Below are 12,001 nucleotides of genomic sequence, written 5' to 3'. Positions count from 1 at the left end.
TACCTGAACCCGCTGGTCTGCGGCAGGCCAGCGCCAGCCACCTTTCATTTCAGCTTGCTCTTTGCCACGACGGGTTTGCCGTAATACCGATGCCGCGGATCTGACCGCGAGGCTTTTGTCGCAGCTACGGGTGGTGAACATGCACCCGAACACGTACCCAGCTAAACACCTGTATCGCTGCGAGATGAGCAGCGGTTGAATAGTCGCGCTCGCCGTATACGCACTTTGACCCGAAGGCAACTGAAGCCTGGCAGGTGAGCCACAGGCCGCTGAATTTCCTCAAGCAGACCGGTGTCATTGGTCTTGCGCTTGCGCGTCTGTCATGCCGCCCGGTAGCCGGATTGTTGTGTGTCCGGTCTGTCAGTTCGAAAGCCATGCAGACCCTTGTTTCATGGCTTGTCCTGCCGGAGTGAAGACTGCACCGCCGGTTTTTCGCAACTTCGCTTTCACCTGTCGCCGAAGTAACCACCGTAGGTCCGCCGGGTAGGTCGCGCTTCGGACAACGGAACAGGCGGCGTGGATCGATGCTGTGATTGCGCCTTCATTCTGACAGCGTCACAGCATATCGGAATTCTCTCCAATCCGGCGCTACGGCTTGCCGGTGAACCTCCTGAATGAAACCAGGTGTTTACGATATTGTTCCCAACCAACTATTTGGTTGACTCCGGGGCGGGCCTACCCTAGTCTTTAGTATGTGAAACCAAGGGGAAGACACGTGAACTTCGTAACTGCAGCAGACACCGGCGGTACATTTACCGATCTGGTCGCCGTTGATCCCGTCAACAAACAAATACGTGTTTCGAAAAGCCTTACCACGTATGACGATCCGATGCGTGGCGTGATGGATTGCGTCCGGAAGGCGAATGTTGATTTCGGGAAGATGAACACCATCAAGTTCGGGACGACGTTGGTCATCAACGCGTTCCTGCAGCGAACGGGGGCACGCACCGCCCTCGTTACGACCCGAGGCTTTCGGGACGTGATTGAAATCCGCCGGGGGAACCGCGCGACTCCCTTCGATCTGACTTACCAGCGCGACCCGGTATTGGTGCCTCGACATCTCCGGTTCGAGGTGACGGAACGCGTTGATGCGCAGGGACAAATACGCGTTCCGCTCGTTACCGGTGACGTTGCCGCTCTGGCCGACACGTTGCGTGCGGAAAACGTCGAGGCGGTCGCGGTGTCGTTTCTGAATTCGTATGCCAATGCCGAGCATGAAAAGACCGCAGTCCAGATTCTGCAGGATGCGCTACCCGGTATCTACGTGACCAGCGGCACGGAGCTGACGAGGGAATGGTACGAATTTGAACGGACTTCCACCGTTGCGGCCAATGCTTACGTGGGACCGCTCTTTCATAACTATCTGACGAGAATGACAACGGGGCTGGCCGACGGGGGATTCAGGTCGACCAGCTATATGATGAGCTCCAACGGTGGGGTGCTGTCGCTTGATCATGCCGAACGCCAGCCTGTGCAACTGGTCGAGTCAGGGCCGGTAGGGGGATGCATCGGCGCTTCGGTCTACGCCCGCGAACTGGGACTGCGAAACGTCATCGCTTTCGACATGGGTGGTACCACGGCCAAGTGCGCGGTTGTCGAAAATGGGTTGATTGAGATGCGCTCGCCCTACTACGTGGGTGGTCCAGAGCTCGGGTTTCCGATACGGGGCTCAGTTATCGATATTCTCGAAGTCGGAGCAGGCGGCGGCTCGATAGCCTGGATTGACGACGTTGGACGACTTGCAGTGGGGCCGCGCAGCGCAGGTTCCACCCCTGGTCCGGCGTGTTACGGTCGGGGGGGCACACAGCCGACGATTACCGACGCCAATGTGGTCCTCGGGCGGATTGGTGAGGCGTCGTTCCTGGGTGGGGAATTGACGATTGATCGGGCAGCGGCAGCAAAAGTCATCCACGACGCGATCGGCGCTCCTTTGGGCTACGGGCGCGCCGAACTCGATCGAGTTGCCCAGGGCGTCATCGATCTCGGCGCAATGACGATGAGTACTGCAATCAAGCAGATCAGCATCGAGCGCGGCAATGATCCGCGCGAGTTCGCCCTGTTTGTGTTTGGCGGTGGCGGGCCGCTTCACGGGGGGGCATTGGCGAGGGAGATCGGAATCCCGCTCGTTATCGTGCCTCCGCAGCCCGGGCTCTTTTCCGCCATCGGTATGTTGCTAGCGGATGCGAAAGCCGATGAAACACGGACCTTCATCCGTGCCCTTGATGCCGACGCAGCGAACGAAATGGCGACGATGCTCACCCGGATGACGACGGAAGTTTCTTCCAGGCTACCGGCAGGGAGCGATCTGAGTCGCTCGCGTATCGAAAGGTATGCGGAGCTTCGCTACAAAGGGCAGAGACATGCGTTGAAGACGGATGTCGGAAATGCTGCCACTATCGATGCGATTCGAACCGCTTTTCATCAGGCGTACTTCAAGCGTTACGGGCATCAGGAGTCCACGGCTCCGCTTGAGTTTGTCTCGATCAGTGTGATGGTATCCGCCCCGATTCACGGCCTCACGCCGGCTGCGCTGATTCCGGCGGTCGCCGATGGTGAGGTCCGCGCTGTGGGACAGCGCTCAGTCTATTTTGGCGAGGTGGAAGCGCGTCTGGAAGCCAATGTTTACCGGCGCGACCAATTGCCGACGGGCAGCCGTATCGACGGACCGGCTGTCATTGAAGAATATGGGTCGTGCACAATCGTTGGCCCGCACGACGTAGCAGAAATTGGACGCCTCGGCGAAATCAACTTGAGGATCGATGTGCAATGAGCTCTCCCGTTATCAGTTTTTCGGAACAACAAGCCGGGTCAAGCAGGCACACAGGCGTCGACCCGATCACAGTCGAAATTATCCGCCATGCGCTGACGGCGATTCCTGCACAAATCGATTCCAACATTGTCAGGACAGCATATAGTCCATTAATTTACGAATACAAGGACTATGCTGTCGGTATCGTCGATCATGAGGGTAATCTGCTGTCGCAGTCGCAAGGCGCGTTGCCCATTTTCGTCGCGAACGCGTTGGGAGTCGCTGTGCGTGACGGACTGAGCATATACGGTGCGACAGGCTTTCGCGATGGTGATCTCGTTTTCTCGAATCACTCGGGCACGTTGGGGCAGCATCTGAACAATGTCGTGATGTACGCCCCTATCTTCGTCGGGGAGCACAAGTCGCATCTGTTTGGCTTCATGGCGGTCATTTCTCACTGGATGGACGTAGGCGGTCTGGTCCCCGGCTCGATTTCCCCGTTCGCCACGGAGATCTTTCAGGAGGGCGTTCAGTACCGCAGCCTGAAGCTTGCAGAGTCTGGCGTACGGAATCCCGGGGTCTACAAGACGATCGAATGCAATACCCGCTTTCCTCGGGAAGTGCTTGGAGACATGGAGGCACAGGCCGCCGGTTGTGTGCGTGGGGCCGAACTCGTCGCGAAGGTCATAGAAAAATACGGGCTGAGAACCTCGCGCGAGGCCATTGACGAGATCTGGGAGAAGTCTGAGCAGGCATCCCGGGCGGCTATTCGTGCCATTCCTGACGGCGTCTATTCGGCGGATTCATTTCTCGACGACGACGGGCTCGATCTGGAGACCCCCATCGCTATCGGTGTTGATGTGCACGTAAGCGGTGACACGTTGACCGTCGACTTTTCCCGTACGCACGATGAGGTGCGAGGGGCGATCAATTCGGGACGCGAGGGAGGAGCGCTCGCGGCCGCGAGAATTGCGTTCAAGTACCTCATCGAACCTCACGAGCCCGCGAATGAAGGCGCATTCCGCCCATTAAAGGTGGTAATTCCGGATGGCAAGTTTATTAGCGCGAGCGCCAATGCAGCGATGGGCAGCTATAGCGGACCATTGCCGACGGTTGTCGACACAATATTGAAAGCGCTCGCACCTGTGAGCCGCGGAAAGGTCACGGCAGGTCATCACGGAACATTTGGAGCGCATATTTTCACTGGCCGCCGCCCCGAAACCGGCGAACGTTACCAGCATATCGATACAGCTGTTGGTGGGTGGGGCGCAACGTCGACGAAGGACGGCGTAGGTCCTTACAAGTCACTTTGTCATGGCGACACCCTGGATGTACCAGTGGAAGTCCAGGAGGCTTTGTACCCGTTAATGCTGGAGGAGGTTAGCTTCCGGGTCGATTCTGGCGGCGCTGGCAAAACGCGCGGTGGGGTCGGTGTGAAGAAGCGCTATCGCGTGTTGTCCGGGTGCGTAGTCACGGTGATGCAGGATCGCAAGCGTTGTCCTCCGTGGGGCGTCGGTGGCGGATTGCCCGGAGCCTATCCGACCACGCTGCATGAGCGCGACGGAAGTGTTTCCGAGATTCGCAAGGCTGAGCTCACGCTGGTTCCTGGTGACATGATGGAGACGCGATCTGGGGGAGGGGGCGGATGTGGCAATCCGTTCGAGCGTTCGCCGGAACTTGTGTCCCGTGATGTACAGGACGGCTTCGTTAGTGTTCAGGTGGCACGGACAATCTACGGAGTCGTGTTGCGCGAGGACTGTAGCGTCGACGTCGAGGCTACCGCAGCGGCCCGCAGAAACACACATCCTCCGCAATAGAGCCGGGACACCGCGAACCCGAACCAAATATTAAAGGAGACGTTGAGATGGGCAACTATATTGCAGCCTGCACCGAAATCGGTGTGGGGCACGCGCCGAGAAGCAGATGAAGCTAGAGGAGCCTGCTCTCTGCCTCGCGGTGATTGCGACGACCGACGGAATAAGAGAGCGAACCTACCGTAAGGTAACCCGTCGCCTGATACCGTTCCTGTTTCTTTGCTATGTCCTGTCGATGCTCGACCGCATCAATATCGGTTTCGCCCAGCTCCAGATGAAGCACGATCTGGCGTTGGGGGATGCGACGTATGGATTGGCTGCGGGAGCCTTTTTCATCGGTTATCTGTTGTTCGAGATACCCAGCAACGTGATACTGCAAAAGATCGGGGCCCGGAAAACTATCTCCCGCATCATGCTTTGCTGGGGGTTCGCTTCTGCGGCGATGATGTTCGTGCGCACACCCGTGGAGTTCGTCTGCCTGAGATTCCTTCTTGGCGCGTTCGAAGCGGGTTTCATGCCCGGCGTATTTCTGTACCTGACGTACTGGTATCCACCTCGACGGCAGGGGCGCGTCATCGGTGCATACATGACGGCCGCAGTTGTCGCGGGTTTGATTGCCGGGCCACTGTCAACGAACATTATGACCAGGCTCGCCAGCGTTCTGGGGCTTCATGGTTGGCAATGGCTTTTCGTATGTGAAGGCATTCCCAGTGTAGCGGTGGGCATCTTGGCCTTTTTCTATCTGACTGATCGGCCGGCAGATGCTTCATGGTTGACCGACGAGGAAAAGGCTCTGGTGGAGGGAGACATCGCCTTGATTTCCAGCACCTGGGATCGTCCGGTGGAAGCTGGATGGTACGACGTGTTTCGTCAACCGAAGGTTTTAATTCTGGGGTTTTGTAGTTTCGCAGCCCAGGCGGGAAGTTACGTCATTTTCTTCTGGATGCCACAGATCATGAAAAGCACCAGTCATGCCGGCGTATCTCTGATTGGCCTGTACTCGATGCTTCCGTACGCGGCGGCAATCGTCACGATGACTTTTTGGGCTGCTCACTCGGACAGAAAGATGGAGCGACGATGGCATTTTGCGCTTGCTGTTTTAACCTCCACAGCTGGCTTTTTGATGGTTATCGCCAATCCGGGCAGCCTGATTTTAACAACGTTGGCTCTTACGGTTGCCGCGGCTGCCGTGATGGCGGCATTTCCGGTGTTCTGGGCTGTTGTGGCTGTTGCTTTACCGCCGACCAGTCTTGCAGCCGGACTTGCGCTGATCAGCAGCCTCGGCTCGCTTGGCGGTGCATTCAGCCCCGCATTGATCGGCTTTGTCCGCGAGTCGACGGGAAGGATCGATGCGGGACTGTACATCGTCATGGCGTTAATGGTCATCGGTAGCCTCGCAATGCTCGCCGTCATTCCCCGACAGATAGTCCGTCGGGAGTGACGAGCAGAACCGCGCACTGGAAGAACCTTATTTGCGGCGCGCATCGTTGCGTCTTTCCTCCTCGATGTTCTGGAATCGACTGGTTCTTCCAGTGCATAGATGGTCAGCTTGACGCAATGGCGAGGAACGTGAGCACATTGCTGGCTTTTGAACGCAAAACGCGAAGCATGGGAGCCAATCCGTTAGAGCGGGTCAGCACGGACGCATCTGAACTGTCGGTAGCCGCCCGTCGCCGCATGAAGACGCGAACCCTGTGCTCACAAACTCCAGATCTACCAGGGAGATATCTATAAAAATTTAAAGTAGTTCTCGCGAAAATTTATAAAAAATGAACCCTCGGTAGGAGCTTTGATTTCAAACCCCTCTGAGTAGTTCGTGACTGGAGACAAAACGGTGAAATTAACTGCCATTGTATCAGCGATAGCTGTACTCGTATTTTCCGTTCCTGCAAATGCGCAGGGCAGCGTTACTATTTATGGCGTGCTCGATGAGGGTATTAATTATGTCAGCAATGCTCAGACGGCGTCGCCTAACGCTCCATTCGGACATGCGGGAGCGCATGAGTTTGTGATGACTAGCGGTACGATGCAATTTACCCGCTGGGGGTTAAAGGGCAGCGAAGATCTTGGCGGGGGATATCGTACAATCTTTACCCTCGAGAATGGCTTTGACACTGGAACGGGGCGCTTCCAGCAAGGGGGCGACCTGTGGGGAAGACAGGGCTTCTTCGGTGTCGCCAGTCCTTGGGGTACTGTCACGTTGGGCAGGCAATACGACACCAACATCGACGTCGTTGATGTTATGCAGGCCGGGATAGCGGGTGGTGGATTTGCCGACCGACCTGGCGACATTGACAATCTCGCCGGTACAAACCGCGTCAACAATTCAATCAAGTTTACGAGCCGCAGTTTCCGCGGCCTCTACGTGACAGGTCTTTACAGCTTTGGCGGCGTGGCGGGTAGCTTTGGCAAAGACAGCATCTATTCGATGGGCATGTCTTACTCCAGCGGAGCCGCTACAGTCGCAGCAGGCTATCTGCACGTGAATAATCCGAATCAGTCGTGGTTTGGCAACGAGGCGAGTGGCTCCGCGACGGCCAATAACATCAGCGCCGTCACTGGCGTGCAGACCAATCCTATCTACGGGGCCTTTGCGTCAGCACGAACGTATCAGGTTGCGGTGCTGGCAGGGCAGTATGTTTTTGGCTCTCTGGTCGTCGGGGCGAACTACTCAAACATCAGCTTTCAGAATCTGAATAGTCCGGCGTCAGGCACGTTGGCATTGACGAATCCGCTTGGCTATACAGGAACGGCTACGTTCAATAGTTATTCCATCTTTACACGTTATTTTGTGTCACCAGGTTTCGAACTCAATGCTTCTTCCGTATTTCTGTATGGTGGACGCGTCAACGGCAAGCCAGGCGCCAGATATGCCCTTTTCAATGTCGGTGCCGATTATTTTCTTTCGAAACGAACCGACGTCTACATCATGGGCGCCTTCGAGAAGGCGTCCGGCGTCGATTCGACGGGGCAGCCTGCTGTGGCCTCCATCACTCTGGCGGGGACATCAAACGTCAGCACTCAGGGAGTTATGCGCGTAGGTCTGCGCATCAAATTCTGATGGCTAAGACTCTGCAGAGCGCTTTTTTTCAGGATCGGCGTGAAATGGGGCCAACGACGCTTCCCTCGGCAGCATGGTGGGTTGCCCGTCAAGTGGGCTAAGTAAAGTATCCGATATGCAAGGAGTTCAAATGAAACGGGTGGAAAGAGTAATCATCACTTGTGCCGTTACGGGTAGCATTCATACGCCGTCCATGTCGCCGTATTTGCCTGTCACGCCGGAACAGATCGCGGCGGATTCGGTTGCCGCGGCGCAAGCCGGCGCCGCGATGTTACATCTTCACGCGCGGAACCCGCGAACGGGGCGCCCCGAGCAGACGCCTGAACGCTTCATGGAGTTCCTGCCGCGTATCAGGGAGCAGTGCGGTGCGATCCTCAACATCACTACCGGCGGTGGATTGGGGATGACGCTCGAAGAACGTCTTGCGCCGGCGATCGCGGCTAGGCCCGAGGTTGCGTCGATGAACATGGGGTCGTTGAACTTCAATATTTCGGGTGCCGCCGGGAAAATCAGGCAGTTTCAGCACGAGTGGGAGAAACCATATCTGGAAGGCACCAATGACTTCATTCTGTCGAATACATTTTCGCAGATCGAGCATGGTATGCGCGTGCTGGGAGAGAGTGGTACCCGGTTCGAGTTCGAATGTTACGACGTAGGACACCTGTATAACCTCGCCCACTTCGTCGATCGAGGGCTTGTCAAGCCACCGTTTTTTGTTCAATGCATATTCGGCATTCTTGGCGGTATCGGCGCAGACCCTGAAAATCTTCTTCACATGCGCGCGATCGCCGACCGTCTGTTTGGGGCGGATTACCTGCTTTCGGTTTTGGCGGCAGGGCGTCACCAGATGCCGTTTGTTTCCCTGAGTGCAATTTTAGGGGGATCGGTACGCGTGGGACTTGAAGATAGCCTGTTTATTGCCAGACACCAACTTGCCAGATCGAACGCCGAACAAGTGGCAAAGATTCGACGCATTGTCGAGGAGCTTGGTCTCACGGTCGCCACGGCCGACGAGGCGCGAGCAATGCTGGCAACCAAAGGGGGAGATAACGTCGGGTTCTGAGGCCCCGGTAACGCCTGATTTCTGGTTGCGATGGCGATCGCGGATCGCATTCGCCGTTGCAAAGTTCGCGGCCGCAAGAAAGATGGTGAGAAAGGCGCGAAGACACAGTGTCAGACGGCGTACCGATGTTCACTGCGCAAGACAGCAGCGGAACGCGAACGTTTCGGGCGCTACTTCGGACGCTTCGTCGCATCCGTACCGCGAAAAGTTGAGTCTTGTTGCCCAAGACGCCGGGCAAAATTGACGTGCGAAGCTTTGGCGCTGTTGCACTCTGAGCCGGTGATAAGGAGAGTTGCTGTGAAACTCGTAACGTTTGGTATTCCGGGTGCGGCCAGCCTGTTAGGAATCGCCTCGGCCAATGGCATCATCCAGGTATCGGCTCATATTCCCGATGCGCCTCGAGATATGATCGGCCTCATTGGAGCCTGGCCAGCATTCCAGAACCGATTGCAACGCCTCCCGGAAACGACGGAAGCTGATTTTGCATTCGACCACGTCTCACTGCTTGCTCCCATCCCGCGGCCGGGAAAGATTCTCGGCATAGGGCTGAATTACGCGGATCACCTCGATGAGTCTGGTATGGAGAAGCCGGCTGACCAGTTGTGGTTCGCGAAGGCATCGACGTCGGCTAACGGACCATTTGCGCCGATCGATTTGCCGCCCGTGTCCGAGCAACTTGATTACGAAGCAGAGCTGGCCTTCATTGTGGGCAAGACCTGCCGTAACGTCTCGCGCTACGACGCTCACGAAGTCATCTTTGGCTACTGTGCCGCCAACGACGTGAGCGTGCGGGACTGGCAACTACGGACGTCACAGTTCATGCTGGGAAAATCGTTCGACACACACGCTCCATTTGGCCCGTGGATTGTTACTTCTGACGAAGTAGGCGATCCGCACAACCTGCGGATCCGCTGCTTTGTAAATTCGGAGATGCGGCAGGATTCGAACACGCGGCACCTGATCTTTAACTGCTTTGAACAGATTGAACATCTGTCTACCGTTATGACGCTCGAACCCGGCGATGTCATTTTAACGGGAACGCCGGGTGGGGTCGGCGCGGGCCACAAGCCGCCACGGTGGCTGCGAACGGGCGACCGGGTTCGGGTGGAAATTGAAAGGATCGGCGCGATCGAGAATATTGTTCGGCTCGACAGCGCAACGGGGGCGCTGTCGCGTTAATTGGTTGACGACACAATTACGGAGAGGGCACCTGACCGTGCCCAGCCTTGGGGATTCGATTCATGTATGCCACCGTTCCTGAATTCCACGGACTGGTGGCGTCTATCTTCTTCGACCGACCTCACTTCACGCGCACGCGCTCCTTGATGCCGTGATCTTCCTTTGCGGCTCCGCAAAGGTCTCCCTCCAGCAGCACCACGCCGTGTTCGCGGTTGAACGTCATCGGAATCCGGGAGGGCGCTTTCGCAATGCAGCCTTTCGCTCCCAAAAAAATACTTCCAGACTGGAAATCGGGCAGTGTTATTGCACAAGGTGGTTAAGCAGCGTATTCGGCCAACCTGAACAGTCCGGCTGGCATGGATCGGCTGGCGGTTGACTCGATAACCTGGCACCATTTGGTGCGGCAGTGAGCGATTCAGGCAGATTCGGTTCCCTCGACATTTCTGGTTCAAATGAACGCAAACGACGCGCAACGCCCGGAAATTTCGCGAGACAGCGAAGCGGTGTTGCGTACTTCCGTCATGATTCCCTCCGCCGATGGCGTTGCGAGGCCACGGTTCACCGCGGCGGCTCCCCCGCGTCGCGCGGGACACGGAGGAAAACGTCGTGTCGCGATGGCATTCGCGATGGCCGTCGCGCTCCATCTCGTCGCGCTTTATTTCCTGACCGCAAGGCAAGTAGACATACACCTGGCCAGCGAGCAGCAGCCCGGGGCCACCACGATTAGCGTGTCGCTCGTCGCGGCTCCTCCTGTGCCAATGGCTGCTCCCGTTGCGCAAACGGTGGCGGCGGTGCCACCTCGCGCTGAACCACAGCGACACGCGAAGGCAACGAAAGTGCTTGCAACGCATCGCGACTCGAAGGCAACGACGGCGCAACAGGCGCGCGCGCCGCAAACGGTCCCCACGTCGCCAGCACCGGTAACGAAGCAGGTTATGCCGCCGGTGTCGTCGCCGGCTGCTTTGCCGTCGGCTTTGTCCACCGCGCAGGCTGCGGCTGCGCACCCGGACGACGGCAAACTGATGAGCCTGCCGAAGGTGATCGGTGCCTCGTCCCTGAACCAGTTGGGCTGCCGCATTCCACGTCCGACCTATCCTGCGCGCGCGAGGCGCCTTGGCGAGAGCGGCGTTGTGCGTCTGCGTATCCGGATAGCCGTAGACGGTCATCTTGCGGATGTGCAGGTGGTGCAGAGCAGTGGTTTTCCCGACCTCGATACCGAGGCTGTCCATGCTGTTTCGGCGGGAAGTTGCGAACCATACCGCGAAAACGGTGTCGCGACGGCGGTGACCGCCGAACAGCCCGTCGCGTTCGACCTCGATCCCTGACTTTTCGATTCGACAATATCGTTCCGGAGTATCCCGATGCAACATTATGGAATCAGCAACGTCTGGCTGAGTGGCGACGGCGTGACGCGTGCCATCCTGATCGTGCTGGCTACGATGTCCGTGCTTTCGTGGGCCGTGGTTTTCGCGAAGGGTGCCACTCTTACGCGTGTGCGTCAGCAATCCGCCGTTGCAGAGCGCAGGTTCTGGACCGCCTCCACTTACGATGAAGGTATCGCCCTGCTTGGAAAACAGATCGAAAATCCGTATCGGGATCTCGCCATTGCCGGACGCGAAGCGAGCGAGCAGATATTCGACGCGCAGCAGCTTCTGATCGGAAGCCTCAATCGCAACGAGTGGGTATCGCGATGTCTGAAGGTCTCGCTTGACGACTACGTGGCGCGCCTGCAGCGCGGCACGGCGATCCTTGCGTCCGTCGGCAGTACCGCGCCGTTCGTCGGTCTCTTCGGCACGGTGTGGGGGATCTATCACGCGTTGATGGCCATCGGTGCGTCAGCGCAGGCTTCGCTCGACCATGTCGCCGGGCCCGTCGGCGAGTCGTTGATCATGACGGCATTTGGGCTCTTCGTCGCCATTCCCGCGGTGCTCGGGTACAACGGGGTGTCGCGCGGCAACAAGGCGGTCGTCCACAAGCTCGTTCGATTCACGCACGAGGTGCACGGCTATTTTGTCGTGGGCGGCAAGGTGTCGGCCCAAGGCACCGGCGAGCGCCGGACCAGTGTCGCGTTGCGTGGCGTGTCTGCGCCGCTGGAGTCGGGCGTTGCGCTCTGATCGCGGAAGCTTGGGAGACGA

The 12,001-nt window shown here is 57.7% G+C and carries 8 protein-coding genes; all 8 read left to right on the top strand.

The window, feature by feature from the left end; translation table 11 throughout:
• Nucleotides 1–715 precede the first annotated feature (715 nt).
• The 8 genes from BXE_RS41690 to BXE_RS41655 all read left to right on the top strand — a co-directional run bounded on the left by BXE_RS41690 (nt 716) and on the right by BXE_RS41655 (nt 11,980).
• Nucleotides 716–2,770, top strand: a complete 2,055-nt coding sequence (locus tag BXE_RS41690; protein WP_011494174.1) for a hydantoinase/oxoprolinase family protein — start codon at nt 716–718, stop codon at nt 2,768–2,770.
• A complete protein-coding gene (locus BXE_RS41685; protein ID WP_011494173.1) occupies nt 2,767–4,566 on the top strand; it encodes a hydantoinase B/oxoprolinase family protein in 1,800 nt (599 codons plus the stop codon). Before BXE_RS41690 ends, BXE_RS41685 begins: the two co-directional genes overlap by 4 nt.
• 106 nt (nt 4,567–4,672) lie before the next feature.
• On the top strand, nt 4,673–6,004 hold the full coding sequence (locus tag BXE_RS41680; protein WP_011494172.1) for an MFS transporter: 1,332 nt from the start codon (nt 4,673–4,675) through the stop codon (nt 6,002–6,004).
• A gap of 393 nt (nt 6,005–6,397) precedes the next feature.
• Nucleotides 6,398–7,624 (top strand): porin, encoded by a 1,227-nt coding sequence (locus BXE_RS41675; protein ID WP_011494171.1) that lies wholly within the window; start codon nt 6,398–6,400, stop codon nt 7,622–7,624.
• A 130-nt stretch (nt 7,625–7,754) separates the two neighbouring features.
• Entirely contained in the window at nt 7,755–8,687 is a 933-nt protein-coding gene (locus BXE_RS41670; RefSeq protein WP_011494170.1) for a 3-keto-5-aminohexanoate cleavage protein, read from the top strand.
• A gap of 297 nt (nt 8,688–8,984) precedes the next feature.
• Nucleotides 8,985–9,866, top strand: a complete 882-nt coding sequence (locus tag BXE_RS41665; RefSeq protein WP_040123627.1) for a fumarylacetoacetate hydrolase family protein — start codon at nt 8,985–8,987, stop codon at nt 9,864–9,866.
• Between the two features lie 614 nt (nt 9,867–10,480).
• Nucleotides 10,481–11,191, top strand: coding sequence for an energy transducer TonB (locus BXE_RS43600; RefSeq protein WP_011494168.1), 711 nt, complete (start codon nt 10,481–10,483; stop codon nt 11,189–11,191).
• Between the two features lie 36 nt (nt 11,192–11,227).
• Nucleotides 11,228–11,980 carry a MotA/TolQ/ExbB proton channel family protein gene (locus tag BXE_RS41655; protein WP_011494167.1) on the top strand — a complete coding sequence of 251 codons (753 nt, stop codon included), beginning with the start codon at nt 11,228–11,230 and terminating at the stop codon, nt 11,978–11,980.
• Nucleotides 11,981–12,001 lie beyond the last annotated feature (21 nt).

Origin of the sequence: Paraburkholderia xenovorans LB400, assembly GCF_000013645.1 — a bacterium.
Taxonomy (GTDB): Bacteria; Pseudomonadota; Gammaproteobacteria; order Burkholderiales; family Burkholderiaceae; genus Paraburkholderia; species Paraburkholderia xenovorans.
The sequence above is the reverse complement of the archived record's forward strand: the minus strand, read 5'-3'. Positions and strand labels throughout refer to the sequence as shown.

Coding starts and splice junctions, on each gene's coding strand:
- BXE_RS41685 (WP_011494173.1), top strand. CDS start 2,767: ATGAGCTCTCCCGTTATCAGTTTTTCGGAACAACAAGCCGGGTCAAGC.
- BXE_RS41680 (WP_011494172.1), top strand. CDS start 4,673: ATGAAGCTAGAGGAGCCTGCTCTCTGCCTCGCGGTGATTGCGACGACC.
- BXE_RS41670 (WP_011494170.1), top strand. CDS start 7,755: ATGAAACGGGTGGAAAGAGTAATCATCACTTGTGCCGTTACGGGTAGC.
- BXE_RS43600 (WP_011494168.1), top strand. CDS start 10,481: ATGGCATTCGCGATGGCCGTCGCGCTCCATCTCGTCGCGCTTTATTTC.
- BXE_RS41655 (WP_011494167.1), top strand. CDS start 11,228: ATGCAACATTATGGAATCAGCAACGTCTGGCTGAGTGGCGACGGCGTG.